We start from the raw sequence: 17,706 nt of genomic DNA, 5'->3' as shown, positions 1-17,706 counted from the left end.
TCCACGCCAAGGCCCGCACCGGCACCATCCGACGTCACCTCATCCAGGTTCCGGCCCGCATCGCCCGCCCGGGACGACGCATCGTGCTGCACCTGCCCCAACACTGGCGCTGGGCCGACGACTTCACCGACCTGTTCACCGCCACCGGCCAGCGCATGCAGACCTGACCCACCGGACCCCCGCCCGCCCATCGACCTGGAAACCCTCGGAGAACCCGCCACCGGCAGCGGCAACCGGAAACGCCTGCTGCCGGAAACCGAAAAACCACCCCGAAAGCAATCACACCGCGTGATCAGGGATCACGCGGTGGATCGAGGCTGAGCGGCGGGGCGTCCGGCAGACACGCAGGAATCCGGCAGAAACACGAAATAACGACGCCCCCCCTCTCCCACCGCCCCGCCCCCGCCCGGGACGGTTCTTCTGCGCCCGGACCTGTTCCGAACCCCGGCGACGCTCCGCCGACCTACCAGGAAACGGTCCTGACACCCTGCCGGACGGGATATCGGCGCCCCGTGACAGGAACCGACGTGACGCGTTGGCACTCATGCTCTACGGGGATCCGGGACAGCGCGCAGTGATCGCTCCTCCCAAGCCCCCACGGCACACCCCCATACGTGTGCCGCTTTTCCGATGAGTCGAGAACAAGGAAGTCACGTGCCCCTGTCGACACACCGACGTCTGGCCATGAGCGCCACCCTGATCGCCGCCCTCGCCGGCGGTCTCGCCCCCGCCACCGCGGCCTCCGCGGCACCGGCAGCCCCCACGGCCCCTGCCGGCCCCGCGACCCCCGCCGGCCCCGCCGCCCCCGACATGGACGGCGTGGCCGCGGCCCTGAACTCCGCCATGGCCAACGGCGCTCCGGGCGCGATGGCCCGCTTCACCGGTCCCGACGGCGTCCAAACGCGCACTGCCGGCGTCCGCGACCGCAACTCCGGCGAGGCCATGGACACCCGGGCACGCTTCCGCATCGGCAGCGTCAGCAAGACCTTCTCCAGCGTTGCGCTGCTCCAACTGGTCGACGAGGGACGGCTGGAGCTCGACACACCGGTCAACCACTACCTTCCCGGACTGCTGCCCGACGACCGCATCACGGTCCGTCACCTGCTCACCCACCGCAGCGGCCTGGCCGACTACACCGAGGCCATGTTCGCCAAGACCGTGCCCGGCTTCGAAGCCGTGCGCAACCGCGTCTTCACCTACCAGGAGCTGGTCGACCTCTCACTGGCCGAACCCCGCACCACCGAGCCCGGTGTGGCCTACAAGTACTCCAACGCCAACTTCGTCGTCGTCGGCATGCTCATCGAGAACGCCACGGGGACCTCGGTCGCCAAGCAGTACGAGCGGCGCATCATCAACCCGCTGAAGCTGCGTCACACCTCTTACGTCCACCCGGAGACCCGGATCGAGGGAGCGCACGTGCGTGGCTACCTCCACCCCGACGAGGCGGGGGCGCCGCTCGTCGACTCCACGGAGCAGACCGCCTCCTGGGCCCAGTCGGCCGGCGCGGTCATCTCCGACCCGGCCGACCTGAACACCTTCACGACCGCGCTGATGCGGGGCAGGTTGCTCTCACCTCGGATGCTGGACGCCATGACCACGGTCACCCCGACGGACGCCACCCAGACCCGCTTCTACGGACTCGGGCTGCGCCGCTACGACCTGTCCTGCGGCACCCAGGTGTACGGGCACACCGGCACCGTGCAGGGCTTCTACACGTATGCCTTCGCCACCCGTGACGGCCGGCACGCGCTCTCCGCCATGGCGAACACCTCGAACCGGGGCGCGGCGAACACGGCGCTCGGCGGGACGCTGGAGGCGGCCTTCTGCGGGAAGGAGACCGCGCCCGCGGCGTCGTCGACCAAGGCGCCGCGCACGCTCTCCGCCCTGCCGGCGGAGGCCGACCTGCCCGAGCGCCGCTGAGGCCGGCCTCGGCCTGAAGCCGCGGCGGACGGAAGACGGGGCCGACGGCGCGCATCGTGCACCGCAAGGGATGCAGGACACCGTCTCGCCCGGGGTCTGCCTCACAGCTCCTTTTTTCGGCCTGGCGCGCCCCGGCAAACTGTGATCTTGAGGTGTATTCAACGTCGAGGAGAGTGCCCCGTGCGCGCGCACGACCAGGGAGAAGAACGATCAGGGACGAAGGTCGGCACCCCGGCGGAGGCGCCGGCCGGCCCGGAGCGATGCGCCGGAACGTCGATGTGCACCTGGACGGCGTGGAGCCGGCCCTCCACGGCCCTGACCCTGGCCGCCGCGTCACGGGCAGCCTCGGCGGCCCCGACCTCTCCCCCGCGGATCGCCTCGGCCAGGCCCACGGCGTCGTGGTCACCAAGGGCGTCGTCACGGAAGGCGTGCCCCCGGTCCGTTCCTCGGAAGTCGTCACCGGTGGCACCGCCCCTGAACGTGTGGATGATTGCCCGCCATCATTCCTTACCGGCGAGTAACAGGCGAGGGGGCGGCGAGTCCGAGTCGGGGCTCCGCGGTCCGCGACACGCCACGGTCGGCGAGACGCGTGACGCCGAACCACAACAGCACGCCGGTGGCGAGCAGCACGAAGGCCGCGCAGTTCACGATGGTCGGGTTCACCCAGGCCGGAACCAGGTCGTAGTGCGCGTTGCACTTGTTGCTCAACGGGAACAGCCCGTTGAACTCCTCGATGTGGGCCGCCCGGTAGGTGCTGTCGTACGTCTGGTGATGGGCGTACTCGCATGCCTCGCCGACGTCGAACGCGCCGCTGAGCGCACCCCGGACCCAGGCGACGCAGCCGACGAACAGCGCGAGGGACCACAGGCGCGCCCACCACAGCGGGCGCTGCCACGATCCGTCGCGCAGGCCGACGGGGATGCGGTAGAGGTTCCAGAGGCTCCACAGCAGCCACGCGACGAGGAGCCCGGAGACGGCGAGCACACCGATTGCCTCCACGCGCCATTCCTTAGGGTCCGTCCGGGCCTGCTTGTTGCTCCAGCACCCCGACAGGGGCGTGGAGTTGAACCGGACGAAGCCGGCGGGTCAGAAGTTGATGCTGCCGATCATGCCCGCGATGTTGGTCGTCAGCTCACTGATCGTAGGCGCGATCGTCGACGACGCCATGTAGAAGCCGAGGAGCATGCAGATGACCGCATGCCCTGCCTTGAGGCCCGACTTCTTGATCAGCAGGAAGACGATGATCGCCAGCAGCACTACCGCCGAAATCGAGAGTGCCACGGCGGCTCACCTCCAAGGATCCCAGGACGACAGGGGGGTAGGAATATGGGGGCAGATAAATCCACACAGCAGCCAGCAGGTTCATACCCACTATGCGCTAACGATCATAACTATCCGTACGTGCGCATCGGTCGGCGCACGGCCGCACAAGGGGGCGCATGGCCAATATGGTCATGGCATGACGACCGACGCTGACTCCTTCCCCCGACGGCACGCCCGCACCCAGCGCTTCACGCTCGGCGCGCCGCGATCGTTCACCGTGGCACCCGACGGTTCCCGGGTGGTGTTCCTGCGTTCCGGTTCCGGTACGGACCGGGCGAATTCGCTGTGGGTGCTCGACCCCCAGGACGGCGGGGAGCGCGTGGCGGCCGACCCGCGCGCCCTGCTGGGCGGCGCCGCGGAGAGCCTGTCGGCCCAGGAGCGGGCCCGGCGCGAACGCAGCCGCGAGGGAGGCGCCGGCATCGTCGGCTACGCCACCGACGGGGAGGCCGAGTTGGCCTCTTTCGCCTTGTCAGGACGGCTTTTCACAGCCGGGCTGCGGGCCGGGGCGACGCGTGAACTGCCCACTCCGGGGCCGGTGATCGACCCCCGGCCGTCACCCGACGGGCGTCACATCGCCTACGTCGCGCAGGGTGCGCTGCGGGTCGTCGGAGCGGAGGGGGCGGACGACAGGGCCCTGGCGACCCCCGAGACGGAGAACGTCACCTACGGGCTCGCGGAGTTCATCGCGGCCGAGGAGATGGGGCGTTCGCGGGGCTTCTGGTGGGCGCCCGGGTCGGACCGGCTGCTGGTGGCGCGCGCGGACGACACGCCGGTGAAGCGGTGGTGGATCTCCGACCCGGCCCATCCGGATCGGGAGCCGCAGCGGGTGGCGTACCCGGCGGCGGGGACCGCGAACGCGGAGGTGCGGCTGTTCGTGATCGGGCTGGACGGGGCGCGTACGGAGGTCGTGTGGGACCGGGCGCGGTACCCGTACATGGCGCATGCGCACTGGTCAGCGGCGGGTGCGCCGCTGCTGCTCGTACAGGCGCGCGACCAGCGCAGTCAGCTGTTCCTGGCGGTGGACCCGGACACCGGGGCCACCCGGATGGTGCACGCCGACGAAGATCCGGTTTGGCTTGATCTTTTCGCGGGGGTGCCCTGCTGGAGCCCTTCCGGGCAGTTGGTCCGGATCACGGACGAGGGGGGCGCGCGACGACTCGCCGTCGGCGAACGCCCTTTGACCGGACCGCAGTTGCACATCCGCGCGGTACTGGACGTATCGGACGACGACGTACTGGTATCGGCGTCGGCGGGAGCGGAACCGGGATCGAGGCCGGGGTCGGCGGACGGCGGCCCGGAGATCGGCGAGGTGCACGTCTACCGGGTGAACGAACTCGGTGTGGAGCGCGTCTCCCAGGAGCCCGGCGTGCACTCCGCGGTACGCGCCGGGGGCGTGACCGTCCTGGTGTCCGCGACACCGGACCGGCCGGGGGCACGGGCGCGGATTCTGCGTGACGGGAAACCGACGGCGACTGTCCGCTCGTACGCCGAAGACCCCGGTATGCCCCCTCGGTTGACCCTCACCCAGGGGGGCGCACGTAAAATTCCGTGCGCCGTGCTTATGCCAACGGACTACCACGGTGACACTCCCCTCCCCGTCCTCATGGACCCCTACGGCGGCCCGCACGGCCAGCGCGTGACGGCCGCACACAACCCCCACCTGACCTCGCAGTGGTTCGCCGACCAGGGCTTCGCGGTGATCGTCGCCGACGGACGCGGCACCCCCGGCCACTCCCCCGCCTGGGAGAAGGCCGTCAAGGACGACATCGCCGCGATCACCGTCCAGGACCAGGTGGACGCGCTCCAGGCCCTCGCCTCCGACTTCCCGCTCGACCTGAGCCGCGTCGCCATCCGGGGCTGGTCCTTCGGCGGCTACCTGGCGGCCCTCGCGGCACTGCGCCGGCCGGACGTCTTCCACGCGGCCGTGGTGGGCGCCCCGGTCACCGACCTGCGCCTGTACGACACCCACTATCAGGAACGCTACATCGGCCACCCGGACGAGCAGCCGGAGGTCTACCGCCGCAACTCGGTGATCGACGACGCGGGCCTGGTCGACGCCGCCACGCCGCACCGCCCCATGATGATCATCCACGGACTGGCGGACGACAACGTGGTGGTCGCCCACTCACTGCGCCTGTCCTCGGCCCTCCTCGCGGCCGGCCGCCCCCACGAGGTGCTGCCCCTCTCCGGCGTCACCCACATGACCCCTCAGGAGGAAGTCGCCGAGAACCTCCTCCGCCTCCAACTCGACTTCCTCAGGCGCTCGCTGGGCCTCACGGGCTGACCATGGCAAGGAACCACAGGGGGCACAACGCCGGGCGGGCACACATCATTTCCTCGCCGGCCCGGCGGAGGGCCGCAGCCGCCACGTCATCACCGCCCGTCCCGCCAGCAGCACGAGGACGACGACCGCCACCAGCCGTACACCGCTCCAGGTCGTATCGACGATGGGCTTCTGCAGCGGCGATTCGACGTCCAGCCGCTCCGACATCTCCACGACGGCCACCACTGGGACCAGCATCCGGAAGGGAAGACCACGCAGTCCGCGATCCCGTGCCAGGTTCCCGGCCAGCCCCAGCACAGGCCCCGTGACACAGGCGACCACGCACCAGAGCAGCGTCTTCGAGGCGAAATCGCCCCAGGAGACATAGGGCGTCGCCCAGGGGGGGTCGCCCCGGTCGAGCGTCAGGTACTGCCCCTGCCCCAGCTTCGTCAGGTAGTACGCGATCACGGCGGTGACCAGGGACGCGGGGGCCAGGACGACCGACTCGGCCCTGGACTCACGGGCGAGGCCGACGCAGAACGCCAGTGCCGCCCACGACCATCCCGCGGACAGGACCAGATGTACGGGGTGGCCGACCGGATCGGTGGCATTGATCAGCAGGGGTCCGAGCACCCCGAGCACCACACCGATCGTCAGCGCGGCCGAGGAGGCCAGGATGCGGGAACGAAAGCGGGAACCGGTACGGGTGTGGAAGCCCGTGCGCGAAGCCGACACGATGTCCGAAGGGTCCTTTCAGTGGCCGGATCGGGGCGCGGAGAGCCCCCGATCCGGCCGGAGCCTACGGACAGCCGCCGTGAGGGACCACCGGGAGCCCGGATTCAGGACATCCTCGAACACGCACTCGCCCCGCTCCAGGCAGGAAGACCCGAACTGCCTTAACACGGACGCAACTTCAGGGAAGCGGTGCCGATATACGGACACGCGAGGCTGTTCGGCGTACGGCCGTGCGGGTGCCGTGAACGGGCCGGGGCGCGCCATGTCACCCCGGCCCGTTGCCCTGCCGGGCCCTGCCTGAACCAGCCCAGTCCGGTCGGTCCGGTCGGTCCGGTCGGTCCGGTCGGTCCGGTCGGTCCGGTCGGTCCGGTCGGTCCGGTCGGTCCGGTCAATAGAACCGGTCGGCGGCGGCTTCCCCTACGGGACCACCTGCTTCTCCTCCGCGAAGTGGCACGCCGAGTCGTGGGCCGCCGGGCCTCCGGCCTTGCGGAACACCTCGGGGACCGCCAGCAGCGGCACCTCTTCGGCGCAGCGCGCCTGCGCCTTCCAGCAGCGGGTGCGGAAGCGGCAGCCGGAGGGGATGTTGGTGGGGGACGGGACGTCGCCGGTGAGGATGATCCGCTCACGGTGTTCCCGTGCCGTCGGGTCCGGTACGGGGACGGCGGACAGGAGGGCCTGCGTGTACGGGTGGGTCGGGTGGTCGTAGATCTGGGTGTCGGTGCCGATCTCGACGATCCGGCCCAGGTACATCACGCCAACCCGGTCGGAGATGTGCCGGACGATCGACAGGTCGTGGGCGATGAAGACGAACGCCAGGTCGAACTCGGACTGGAGCCGGTCCATCAGGTTGATGACCTGGGCCTGGACGGAGACGTCCAGCGCGGAGACCGGTTCGTCGGCGACGATCACCTCGGGGCGCAGCGCCAGCCCGCGCGCGATGCCGATGCGCTGGCGCTGGCCGCCGGAGAACTGGTGCGGATACCGGTTGATGTACTCCGGGTTGAGCCCGACCACGTCGAGCAGGTCCTGGACCTTCCTGCGCCGGTCGCCCTTCGGCGCCACCTCGGGGTGGATGTCGAAGGGTTCCCCGATGATGTCGCCCACCGTCATCCGGGGGTTGAGGGAGGTGTACGGGTCCTGGAACACCATCTGGATGTTGCGGCGGACGGCCTTGAGTGCCTTCCCCGACAGCTTGGTGATGTCCTCGCCCTTGTAGCGGATCACGCCGGCCGTCGGCTTCTCCAGGTGGACCAGCATCTTCGCGACCGTCGACTTGCCGCACCCCGACTCGCCCACGATGCCCAGGGTCTCGCCCCGGCCGAGTACGAAGTCGACCCCGTCGACGGCCTTCACCGCGCCGATCTGCTTGCGGATCAGGATGCCCTGGGTCAGCGGGTAGTGCTTGACCAGGCCGGAGACCTCCAGGATCGGCTCACCGGCAGGCCCACCGGCAGGCCCGGCGCCCGCCACGCCCGTCGCGTCGGCCGCCCCGCCCTTCTCGAAGCCCGGCTTTCCGCCCGCCTCACCCCTCGACTCAGCCATGCAGGCACTCCCTCCAGAAGTGGCAGGCGCTGCCGCGGTCGGCGTCCGACTCGGTGACCTCGTACAGCGGCGGCTCGTCGGTGCGGCAGACGTCCTGGGCCATCGGGCAGCGGGGGTGGAAGGCGCAGCCGGGCGGGATGCTCATGAGGTTGGGCGGCAGTCCCTTGATGGCGTAGAGCTCCCCGCCCTTCTGGTCGAGGCGGGGGATGGAGTCCAGCAGGCCCCGGGTGTACGGGTGGGCGGGGGCCTTGTAGATGTCGTGCACGGGGGCCGACTCGACGATCCGCCCCGCGTACATGACGGCGATCCGGTCGGCGACGTCGGCGACCACGCCGAGGTCGTGGGTGATGAGGATGAGCCCCATCCGGTACTCGCGCTGGAGTTCCGCGAGGAGCTCCATGACCTGGGCCTGGACGGTGACGTCGAGGGCGGTGGTCGGTTCGTCGGCGATGATCAGGGCCGGTTCCAGGGCCAGCGCCATGGCGATCATGATGCGCTGGCGCATGCCGCCGGAGAACTGGTGCGGGTACTGCCTGACCCGCTCCCGGGCGGCGGGGATGCGCACCCGGTCCATCAGCTCGACGGCCTTGGTCCGCGCGTCCTTCTTCGACATGCCCTGGTGCACGACGAACATCTCGCCGAGCTGGTCGCCCACGGAGATCACCGGGTTGAGGGAGGACAGCGCGTCCTGGAAGATCATCGCCATCTCGGCGCCCCGGACCTTGCGGCGCTGTTCCTCCTTCAGGGTGAGGAGGTCACGGCCCTGGAAGACGACCTCGCCGCCGGTGATCCGGCCGGGCGGCATGTCGAGGATGCCCATGATCGCCTGCGCGGTCACCGACTTGCCGGAGCCGGACTCGCCGAGCACCGCGAGCGTCTCCCCCTCGTCGACGCCGTAGCTGACGCCGTTGACGGCCTTGGCGACACCGTCCCGGGTGTGGAACTCCACGTGCAGGTCGTGTACTTCGAGCAGCATGGCGGCGGCTCACCTCAGCTTCGGGTCGAGGGCGTCGCGCACCGCGTCGCCGAGCATGATGAACGCCAGGACCGTGATCGCGAGGGCGCCGGAGGGCCACAGCAGTGCGTGCGGGGCGTTGCGGATGTAGGGCGAGGCCGAGGAGATGTCGATGCCCCAGGAGACGCTGGGCGGCTTCAGCCCGACGCCGAGGTAGGACAGGGTCGCCTCCAGCGAGATGTACGTGCCGAGCGCGATGGTCGCCACGACGATGACCGGGGCGATGGCGTTGGGCGCGATGTGCCGGAGCATCAGGCGGGAGTTGGAGGCGCCGAGCGCCCGCGCGGCCTGGACGTAGTCGTTCTGCTTGACGGTGATGACCGAGCCGCGGGCGATGCGGGACAGCTGCGGCCAGCCGAGCAGCACGATGAAGCCGATGACGGGCCAGACGGTGTTGCTGGTGATGACGGACAGCAGCACCAGCCCGCCGAGGACGACCGGGATGGCGAAGAAGACGTCGGTGAGCCGGGACAGGAGCGAGTCCGACACCCCGCCGAAGAAGCCGGCCAGCGCACCCAGGACGCTGCCGAGGATCGCGACGCCGAGCGTGGCGCAGACACCGACCGTGACGGACGCACGGGCGCCGTAGACGGTACGGGTGTACACGTCGCAGCCCTGCCCGTTGAAACCGAAGGGGTGACCGGCCTGCGAGCCCTCCTGCGCCTTGGCCAGGTCGCACTTCAGCGGGCTGCCGGAGGCGATCAGCGAGGGCCACAGGGAGATGACGATCAGGAAGAGGATCACCAGGGCGGAGACGATGAAGACGGGGTTGCGGCGCAGGTCGCGCCAGGCGTCGGACCACAGGGAGCGCGGTTTGCCCTGCGGTCCGGTGCCGTCCGGCCCGCCCGGGACCTTCTCGAGGGTCTCGGCCTCGTCGACGCCCAGGTCCATGGTGCCGCCCATACCTGTCCCCGCGATGGCGCGGTCGGGGTCGAAGTGTTGTTCAGGCATAGCGGATCCTCGGGTCGAGAACAGCGTACAGAAGATCGACTACGAGGTTGGCGACCAGGAAGACCAGCACGAGGACGGTCACGAAACCGACGACGGTCTGGGTGTTCTGCCGCAGGATGCCCTGGTAGATCTGGTAGCCGACGCCGTGGATGTTGAAGATCCGCTCGGTGACGATCGCGCCGCCCATGAGGAAGCCGATGTCGGCGCCGATGAAGGTGACCACCGGGATGAGGGAGTTGCGCAGCAGGTGCCGGGTGATCACCCGGCGCCGGGGCAGCCCCTTGGCGATGGCGGTGCGGACGTAGTCGGAGCGCCGGTTCTCGGCGATGGAGGTGCGGGTCAGCCGGGTGACGTAGGCGAGGGAGACGGAGGCCAGCACCAGGCCGGGCAGGATCAGCTCGTCGAACGGGGCCTCGGAGGAGACCGACGGACTGATCCACCCCCACTGAACCCCCAGCAGCAGCTGGAGCAGCAGACCGGTGACGAAGGTGGGGACGGAGATGACGACGAGGGTGAGCAGCAGGACGCCGGTGTCGACGGGGCGCCCCCGGCGCAGTCCGGTGACCACGCCGAGGGCGATGCCGATGACGATCTCGAAGAGGATCGCGATGACCGTGAGCCGGATGGTGACGGGGAACGCGGTCGCCATCAGCTCGGTGACCTTCTGGCCGTTGAACGCCGTACCGAAGTCGCCGGTGAAGACGTTCCCCATGTAGGTCAGGTACTGCTGCCAGACGGGCTTGTCGAGGCCGAACTCCTTCTCCAGCCGGGCGGCCGTCGCCGGGTCGCAGCGCCGCTCGCCGCAGAGGCCCGCGATGGGGTCACCCATCACGTTCACCATCAGGAAGATCAGCAGCGTGGCTCCGATGAACACCGGGATCATCTGGAGCAGGCGCCGGACGACGTAGCGTCCCACGACGGATCAGCTCACCTTGATCTGGTCGTACACGGGGACGCTGAAGGGGTTGAGCTTCACGTTGGACAGCCGCTCGGACCAGCCCGCGCTGCCGTTCTGGTACCACAGCGGGATGGCGGCCATGTTGTCGCGGACGACCTCCTCGGCCTGCTGGAACAGGCCGACGGCCTTGGCGGTGTCGGTCTCCTGGTTGGCCCGGTCGACGAACTCGTCGAAGTTCTTGTTCGACCACTTGCCGTCGTTGGAGGAGGCGTTGGTGTAGTAGAGCGGCTGGAGGAAGTTCTGGATGAGCGGGTAGTCCATCTGCCAGCCGGCGCGGAACGGGCCGCTCATCTTCTGCTGGGTGATCTGGTTGCGGAAGTCGGCGAAGGTGCCGACCGGGTTGCCGGCGCAGGCGCGCTCGTTGTCCAGCGCGTTGTTGATGGAGTTGCAGACGGCGTCGACCCAGTCCTTGTGGGAGCCGGTGTCCGCGTTGTAGGTGATGGTGACCTTGCCGCCGGGCAGGCCGCCGCCCTCCTGGATGAGCTTCTTGGCCTCGTCGGGCTTGTACTCGCAGGCGTCACCGCACAGTCCGTCCTGGAAGCCGCCGTCCTTGCCGAGGACCGGGGAGGTCCAGTCGGTGGCGGGGGTGCGGGTCTTCACGAAGAGGGTCTCGGTGATCTGGTCCCGGTTGATCGCCATGGACAGGCCCTTGCGGACCTTCTCCGAGCCGGTCTTGTTCCAGGCCTTGTCGTAGAACGGGAAGGCGAGGGTCTGGATGATGCCGGCGGGGGTGTTGAGGTAGCGGTCGCCCAGGTCGCTCTTGACGTTCTTCAGCTGGGCGGCGGGGACGTCGTCGACCAGGTCGAGGTTGCCGGCGAGGAGGTCGGTGTAGGCGGTGTTGTTGTCGGTGTAGACCTTCAGGTCGACGCCGCCGTTCTGCGCCTTGTCGTTGCCCGGGTAGTCCGCCCACGCCCGCAGGGACATCTGCGAGCCCTTGGTGTACGTGTCGACGGTGTACGGGCCGTTGCCGACCGGCTTGGCGACCCAGGCGTCGTGGTCGTCGAAGAAGGCATGGGGCAGCGGGGCGAAGGCGGCGTAGCCGAGGGTGTCGGGGAAGGTCGAGAACTTCTGGGTGAGCGCGATGGTGAAGGTCAGTTCGTCGGTGACCTTGAGCCCGGAGAGCGTGTCGGCGGTCTGTTCGCCCTTCTCGGGGTGGGTCTTGTCATAGCCCTCGATGTAGCCGAAGAAGTAGGCGTTGCGCTGGTTGTTCTTCAGGCTCGCGCCGTAGTTCCAGGCGTCGACGAAGGACTGGGCGGTGACCTTCTCTCCGTTGGAGAAGGTCCAGCCGTTCTTGACCCTGACGGTGAAGTTCTGCGAGTTCTTGGTCTCGATGGACTCGGCGAGCATGTCCTGGGCCTCGCCGGTCTCCGGGTCGTAGCGTTTGAGACCCCGGAAGATCATGTCGAGGACCTTGCCGCCCTGCACCTCGTTGGTGTTGGCCGGCTCCAGCGGGTTCTGCGGATCGCCCCAGGAGGCACTCAGCGCCGCGCCGGTCTCACCGCTGCCGCCGTCACCGCCACCGCAGGCCGTCGCCGCGAGAGCGACCGCCACCGCGCATACGGCCCATTTGGCGTGCGTGGCTCCGCGCATGGAGTGCCTCCTCGTACGTACGCAGGGGTGCGCTGACGCTTTACGCCAATATCGGCGCAAAAAGCGCGGGCCGCACTTGCACAACACCTGTACGGGGACGACTCCCACCATATGTACGTGTGCATGGCCGGGTCCGCTGTACGTGTGCATGACCGGGTCCGCCACGTGCATGACCGGGTCTGCCGCGCATGCGGCCGCGGGACCGCCACCACCAACGGCTGCTGCCCGCCCCTTTCCGGGGCGGGCAGCAGCCGTTGGTGGTGCTTCGCGTCGTGTGCTCCGAGTCACTCCTTCTCGGCGGACTCTTCCTCCAGGGCCTTCAGCGCCGGGTCGAGGACGATGTCCTCGCCACGGGCCTCCGTGGTCGGGTCCTCCGGGAAGTGGCAGGCGGTCAGGTGCCCCTCACGGTTGCCGGAGATCTGGACGAGCGGCGGCTCCTCGGTGGCGCACTTGTCCTGTGCCTTCCAGCAGCGCGTGCGGAAACGGCAGCCGGACGGCGGCATGATCGGCGAGGGCACGTCCCCGGCGAGCCGGATGCGCTCCCGGTTCTCGCTCTCGTCGTCCATGGCCACCTCGGGCACGGCCGACAGCAGGGCGTGGGTGTAGGGGTGCCGGGGCCGGTTGTAGATGGAGTCCCGGTCGCCGACCTCGACCACCTTGCCGAGGTACATCACGGCCAGGCGCTGCGAGAAGTGCCGGACCACCGCCAGGTCGTGGGCGATGAACAGGAAGGCGATGCCCAGCTCTTCCTGGACCTTCTGCAGCAGGTTGACGACCTGGGCCTGGATCGACACGTCCAGCGCGGAGACCGGCTCGTCCGCCACGATGAGCTTCGGGTTGAGCGCGAGGGCGCGGGCGACGCCGATGCGCTGGCGCTGGCCGCCGGAGAACTCGTGCGGGAAGCGGTTGTAGTGCTCGGGGTTGAGGCCGACGAGCTCGAGCAGCTCACGGACCCTCTTCTCCCGGCCGCCCGCCGGGTCGATCCCGTTGACCTCCATCGGCGACCTGATGATGGTGCCGACGGTCTGCCGCGGGTTCAGCGAGGAGTACGGATCCTGGAAGATCATCTGGATCTCGGAGCGCACCGGGGCCAGCTGTCTGCGGGAGGCGTGCGTGATGTCCCGGCCCTGGTACTCGATCCTCCCGCCGGTCGGCTCCAGGAGCCGCGTGATGAGCCGGCCCGTGGTCGACTTGCCGCAGCCCGACTCACCCACCAGACCGACGCTCTCTCCGACGCCGACCGTCAGGTCGATCTTGTCGACGGCCTGCACGGCGCCGACCTTCCGTTTGATCGGAAAGCCGCCGTAGATCGGGAAGTGTTTGGTGAGGCCCTCGACCTTCAGCAGCGTCTCGGTCGACGCGCCGGCGGAGCCCTGCTGTGCGGGGAGGGTGAGGTTGTCGCTCATGTCTCGGATCTCCCTAGCGCAGCCGGGGCTGGATCTTGTCGATGAAGATGGTCTGCTTCTGCTCCGCCGTCAGGTGGCACGCGGTGGCACGGCCTTCGCCGAGCGGCGGACGTTCGGTGCTGCACAGGTCGCCGGGCACCTCGCCCGTGAAGGCGCAGCGCGGGTGGAAGGGGCAGCCGGAGGGCGGGTTCAGCAGGCTGGGCGGCGATCCGGGGATCGGGTTGAGCGCCTGCGAGGTGTCGCCGCCGAGGCGCGGCATCGAGCTGAGCAGGCCCCAGGTGTAGGGGTGCTTGGGCTCACGCAGCACCTCACGGACACTGCCGCGCTCCACGGCCCTGCCCGAGTACATCACCAGCAGGTCGTCGGCCATGTCGGAGATGACGCCGAGGTCGTGGGTGATGAAGATGATGGCCGAGCCGAACTCCTGCTGGAGCTCCTTGAGCAGATCGAGGATCTGCGCCTGGACGGTCACGTCCAGGGCCGTGGTCGGCTCGTCGGCGATCAGCAGGTCGGGGTCGCAGATCAGCGCCATGGCGATCATGACGCGCTGGCGCATACCGCCGGAGAACTGGTGCGGGTAGTCGTCCACCCGGGTTCCGGGCTGCGGAATGCCGACCTTGGCCAGCATCTCGATCGTCCGCGCCCGCGCCTCCTTCTTGGAGGCGCCGGTGTGCTTCATGTACGGCTCGGCGATCTGCCGGCCCACCGTGTAGTACGGCGAGAGCGCCGTCAGCGGGTCCTGGAAGATCATCGCGACCTTGTTGCCGCGGAGCTTCTCCATCTCCTTCTCGGCCGTGGTGACCAGGTCCCGCCCCTCGAGGAGGATCTGGCCCTCCACGGTGGTGTTCTTGGAGTTGTGCAGGCCGAGCACGGTCAGGTTGGTGACGGACTTGCCGGAGCCCGACTCACCGACGATGCCGAGCGTCTTGCCGCGTTCGACGTCGAAGGACAGTCCGTCGACCGCCTTGACGATGCCGTCCTCGGTGGAGAACCGCACCCGCAGGTCGCGGACCGAGAGGAAGGCATCCGGCCCGGTCGGGGCCGTCCCGCCTTCGGTCTTGGTCAGAGTGGTCACGGTGTCTCTCCTAGCTGAGGCGCACGCGCGGGTCGATGTAGGCGTACGCGAGGTCGACGATGATGTTCAGGATCAGGATGAAGAAGGCCCCGAACAGCATGACGCCCATCGTCACCGGCAGGTCCTTCGTCAGTGACGAATCGACCGCGAGCCGTCCGATACCGGCCAGGTCGAAGGTGAACTCCGTGACCACGGCACCGGACAGCAGTGCGCTGAGGTCCATACCGAGGATCGTGACGATCGGGATCAGCGAGCCGCGCCAGGCGTAGCGGAAGAAGACGTACCGCTGTCTCATGCCCTTGGCACGGGCGGTGCGGACGTGCTCCTCCTGCAGTTGCTCGATCATGGTCGAGCGGGACATACGGGTGTACTGAGCGGTGAAGATCGTGGCCATCACGGCCCACGGAATGATCAGGCCGGCGGCCCAGGTGAACGGGTTCTCGGTGAAGGGACTGTACTTCGGGTTGTCCATCCAGCCGGTCTGGTAGACGAAGATGCCGAGGGCGATGGGGCCGAGGAAGTAGATCTGGAACGAGCTGAGCACGATCGAAGCACCGCTGACGGCCTTGTCGGCCGCCGTGCCGCGCTTCCACGCGGCGAGCAGACCCGTGCCGAGGCCCACGATCAGGAAGATCACCAGACCACCGACGGTCAGCGACAGCGTCAGCGGGAAACGGTCCATGATCGAGTCCCAGACGAACTCGCCGCTGTCGAAGGACATCCCCAGACACGGCGCGGAGCAGTGCCCCTGAGCGAAGTCCCGCCCGGCCACGATCCCCCTCATGAACTCCCAGAACTGGGCGGTGATGGGCTTGTCCAGGCCGAGGTTCTCGCGGATCACCGCGATGTTCTCCGGGGAGCAGTTCTTGCCGCAGGACAGCTCGGCGAAGTCCTGGGGGATCGTATAGAACAGGAAAAACGTGAAGGCGCCGATCAGGAACATGATGACGACGGCGCCGATCAGCCTGCGGATGAGGAACTGAAGCATGGCGGGTGGATGCTCTCTTCGAAACGCGGCGGCAGGGAGGGGGTACCGGCCGCGGGGGTGCGCTCCGCCTGGCGCACACCCCCGCGGTCAGCCGAGCTGACGGGTTACGGCTTCTTCAGGTACAGGTCGTTGATGTCGATGTAGCTCGACTCGTTGCTGTACCTGGCGCCACCGATGTTCGAACCGTAGAGCTGGATCTGCTTCGAGTAGTAGACCGGGGCGGCCGGGTTGATCTCCTCCACGATGCGGTGGTGAGCCTTCTCCCAGGTCTTGGCGGCCTCTTCCGGCTCCTGGGTCAGTGCCTTCTTGATCAGGTCGTTGACCTGCTTGTCGTTGATGTGCGAGTAGTTCGACGCACCGTCGGCGACGAGTTCGCCGTCGTAGACCGGGGTGATGACCGTGGACGGCGACGACCAGTCCTGGCCCCAGCCGGTCATGTAGAGGTCGTACGGGTTCTTCAGCTTGCCGATCTGCTCGTAGTAGCTGGCGCGCTCGATCTCCTTCGCCTGGACGTCGTAGCCGATCTTGTTGAGCGCGTCCTTGATGATGACCATCTGGGCCTGGCCGCGCGGGGTGTTGGAGTAGGCGTAGGTGAGCTTCGTGCCCTCCTTGACACCCGCCTCCTTCAGCAGCTCCTTGGCCTTCTCCGGGTCGCCGTTGGGCTTCTTCAGCTTGCCGAACGGGTCGTAGGTCGGGTCGTAGTTCGGCAGGGTCGGGGCGAGCAGACCGCCGGCGACCTCACCGCCGTAGCGACCGCCGTCCGCCTGGACCATGGACTGGCTCGGGATCGCGTGGGTGATCGCGTCACGGACCTTCTTGTCCTTGATCCGGTCCAGGTTGAAGGTCAGCTGCCACACGTAGGGCTGGTAGCCCTGGACGGTGCGCTTCTTGGAGTCCGCGTTGCCGATGACCGTGGACATCTGGGCCGGGTCCACCGAGTCGGTGAACTGGATGGCGTTCTTGGCCTCGCCCTGGTCGGCGGTCAGACGCTTGGTCTGGCTGGACTGGTCGATGGTGCTGCTGAAGTTGTATCCGTCGACGTACTGGTGGCGCACCGCGTCCGTCTTGGCGTCCCACTGGTCGTTCTTGACCAGCTTCATCGACTTGCCCGGCTTGTGCTCGGCGATCTTGTACGGGCCGAGGGACTTCGGGGCCTTGTCGTACTTCTCCTTCGTGTCCGCCTTCTCGGGCACGATGGAGTAGCCGGCCATGGCGAGAGCCTGCGGAAGGTCCGGGCGGGGCTGGTCGAAGTGGAAGACGACCGTCTTGTCGTCCGGGGTCTCCAGCACGGAGTCCGGCAGGTGCTTGCCCTTGTAGGGGCCCTCCGGCAGCGCCTTGCGGTAGTCGTTGCCCGAGAGCCAGGACTGGACGAAGGTCGGACCGTCGAAGATGACCTTGGAGTACAGGCGCTCGATGGTGTGACGGACGTCGGCCGAGGTGATGGCCTTGCCGTCCTCGTCCTTGACGCCGTCCTTGAGCTCGAACGTCCAGGTCTTGCCGTCGTCGGAGGCCTTGCCGGAGTCGGTGGCGATGTCACCGACGACCGTCAGGTTGCCGTCCTTGTCCTCCTGGAAGTTCGTCAGACCGCGGTGGATCAGGTTGGAGAACTGACCGGCGTCACTGACGTAGATCTGCCCCGGGTCCATGTGGGTCAGGTCCGACTGCATGTACACGTTGATGAAGCCACCGGACGTGGCACCGGCGACCTCTGCGGCCGGACCGTTGGACGCGGCGGCGTCACCGTAGGCGACCGGGTCCTGCTGCTCGGCAGCGTCCTTCTGGGACTTGGAGTCGTCCTTGCCCTTGTTGTTGCTGCCGCCGTCGCCGGAGCAAGCGGTCAGGGTCAGCGAGCCGGCCACGAGGGCGACGGCTATGGCACGCACGGTACGCGTTCTGATGGGCTTCATGATGCGGATGCACCTACCTGTCATTAGTTGTCC

Annotated in this window: 14 protein-coding genes; 2 read left to right on the top strand and 12 right to left on the bottom strand. The window is 68.5% G+C overall.

Annotation, left to right across the window (positions count from 1 at the left end; genetic code table 11):
• Nucleotides 1-684: 684 nt before the first annotated feature.
• Entirely contained in the window at nt 685-1,920 is a 1,236-nt protein-coding gene (locus tag ACFYQA_RS25020) for a serine hydrolase domain-containing protein (RefSeq protein ID WP_388921899.1), read from the top strand.
• A 507-nt stretch (nt 1,921-2,427) separates the two neighbouring features.
• Here ACFYQA_RS25020 and ACFYQA_RS25015 read toward each other — a convergent pair.
• Nucleotides 2,428-2,919 (bottom strand): hypothetical protein, encoded by a 492-nt coding sequence (locus ACFYQA_RS25015; protein WP_388921894.1) that lies wholly within the window; start codon nt 2,917-2,919, stop codon nt 2,428-2,430.
• A gap of 87 nt (nt 2,920-3,006) precedes the next feature.
• Entirely contained in the window at nt 3,007-3,201 is a 195-nt protein-coding gene (locus ACFYQA_RS25010) for a hypothetical protein (RefSeq protein WP_381204549.1), read from the bottom strand.
• 178 nt (nt 3,202-3,379) lie between these two features.
• Here ACFYQA_RS25010 and ACFYQA_RS25005 point away from each other — a divergent pair, with 178 nt between their 5' ends.
• Nucleotides 3,380-5,527 (top strand): prolyl oligopeptidase family serine peptidase, encoded by a 2,148-nt coding sequence (locus tag ACFYQA_RS25005; RefSeq protein ID WP_388921890.1) that lies wholly within the window; start codon nt 3,380-3,382, stop codon nt 5,525-5,527.
• Between the two features lie 45 nt (nt 5,528-5,572).
• Here ACFYQA_RS25005 and ACFYQA_RS25000 read toward each other — a convergent pair whose 3' ends face one another.
• The 10 genes from ACFYQA_RS25000 to ACFYQA_RS24955 all read right to left on the bottom strand — a co-directional run bounded on the left by ACFYQA_RS25000 (nt 5,573) and on the right by ACFYQA_RS24955 (nt 17,673).
• A complete protein-coding gene (locus ACFYQA_RS25000; protein ID WP_388921887.1) occupies nt 5,573-6,241 on the bottom strand; it encodes a DUF6518 family protein in 669 nt (222 codons plus the stop codon).
• A 417-nt stretch (nt 6,242-6,658) separates the two neighbouring features.
• Nucleotides 6,659-7,783: an ABC transporter ATP-binding protein gene (locus tag ACFYQA_RS24995; protein WP_388921884.1), complete on the bottom strand. Its 1,125-nt coding sequence runs from the start codon at nt 7,781-7,783 to the stop codon at nt 6,659-6,661.
• Nucleotides 7,776-8,759: an ABC transporter ATP-binding protein gene (locus ACFYQA_RS24990; RefSeq protein WP_388921881.1), complete on the bottom strand. Its 984-nt coding sequence runs from the start codon at nt 8,757-8,759 to the stop codon at nt 7,776-7,778. The genes ACFYQA_RS24995 and ACFYQA_RS24990 overlap by 8 nt, the downstream gene beginning before the upstream one ends.
• Nucleotides 8,760-8,768: 9 nt before the next feature.
• On the bottom strand, nt 8,769-9,749 hold the full coding sequence (locus tag ACFYQA_RS24985; RefSeq protein ID WP_388921878.1) for an ABC transporter permease: 981 nt from the start codon (nt 9,747-9,749) through the stop codon (nt 8,769-8,771).
• A complete protein-coding gene (locus tag ACFYQA_RS24980; protein WP_388921875.1) occupies nt 9,742-10,665 on the bottom strand; it encodes an ABC transporter permease in 924 nt (307 codons plus the stop codon). Before ACFYQA_RS24980 ends, ACFYQA_RS24985 begins: the two co-directional genes overlap by 8 nt.
• A gap of 6 nt (nt 10,666-10,671) precedes the next feature.
• Nucleotides 10,672-12,297: an ABC transporter substrate-binding protein gene (locus ACFYQA_RS24975; protein ID WP_388921872.1), complete on the bottom strand. Its 1,626-nt coding sequence runs from the start codon at nt 12,295-12,297 to the stop codon at nt 10,672-10,674.
• Nucleotides 12,298-12,581: 284 nt separating this feature from the next.
• Nucleotides 12,582-13,703, bottom strand: coding sequence for an ABC transporter ATP-binding protein (locus ACFYQA_RS24970; RefSeq protein WP_388921869.1), 1,122 nt, complete (start codon nt 13,701-13,703; stop codon nt 12,582-12,584).
• 13 nt (nt 13,704-13,716) lie between these two features.
• The gene (locus ACFYQA_RS24965) at nt 13,717-14,778 is read right to left on the bottom strand and encodes an ABC transporter ATP-binding protein (protein WP_388921866.1); all 1,062 of its coding nucleotides are present in this window, start codon (nt 14,776-14,778) and stop codon (nt 13,717-13,719) included.
• A gap of 10 nt (nt 14,779-14,788) precedes the next feature.
• On the bottom strand, nt 14,789-15,766 hold the full coding sequence (locus ACFYQA_RS24960) for an ABC transporter permease (protein WP_388921863.1): 978 nt from the start codon (nt 15,764-15,766) through the stop codon (nt 14,789-14,791).
• Nucleotides 15,767-15,870: 104 nt separating this feature from the next.
• Nucleotides 15,871-17,673 carry an ABC transporter substrate-binding protein gene (locus ACFYQA_RS24955; protein WP_388921860.1) on the bottom strand — a complete coding sequence of 601 codons (1,803 nt, stop codon included), beginning with the start codon at nt 17,671-17,673 and terminating at the stop codon, nt 15,871-15,873.
• Between the last annotated feature and the right edge of the window lie 33 nt (nt 17,674-17,706).

The organism is Streptomyces sp. NPDC005774 (genome assembly GCF_042871645.1).
Lineage (GTDB): Bacteria > Actinomycetota > Actinomycetes > Streptomycetales > Streptomycetaceae > Streptomyces > Streptomyces pratens.
Note: the sequence above shows the minus strand (reverse complement) of the source record. Positions and strands in the feature narration are given on the sequence as shown.

Coding starts and splice junctions, on each gene's coding strand:
- ACFYQA_RS25020 (WP_388921899.1), top strand. CDS start 685: ATGAGCGCCACCCTGATCGCCGCCCTCGCCGGCGGTCTCGCCCCCGCC.
- ACFYQA_RS25005 (WP_388921890.1), top strand. CDS start 3,380: ATGACGACCGACGCTGACTCCTTCCCCCGACGGCACGCCCGCACCCAG.
- ACFYQA_RS24995 (WP_388921884.1), bottom strand. CDS start 7,783: ATGGCTGAGTCGAGGGGTGAGGCGGGCGGAAAGCCGGGCTTCGAGAAG.
- ACFYQA_RS24990 (WP_388921881.1), bottom strand. CDS start 8,759: ATGCTGCTCGAAGTACACGACCTGCACGTGGAGTTCCACACCCGGGAC.
- ACFYQA_RS24985 (WP_388921878.1), bottom strand. CDS start 9,749: ATGCCTGAACAACACTTCGACCCCGACCGCGCCATCGCGGGGACAGGT.
- ACFYQA_RS24975 (WP_388921872.1), bottom strand. CDS start 12,297: ATGCGCGGAGCCACGCACGCCAAATGGGCCGTATGCGCGGTGGCGGTC.
- ACFYQA_RS24970 (WP_388921869.1), bottom strand. CDS start 13,703: ATGAGCGACAACCTCACCCTCCCCGCACAGCAGGGCTCCGCCGGCGCG.
- ACFYQA_RS24960 (WP_388921863.1), bottom strand. CDS start 15,766: ATGCTTCAGTTCCTCATCCGCAGGCTGATCGGCGCCGTCGTCATCATG.
- ACFYQA_RS24955 (WP_388921860.1), bottom strand. CDS start 17,673: ATGAAGCCCATCAGAACGCGTACCGTGCGTGCCATAGCCGTCGCCCTC.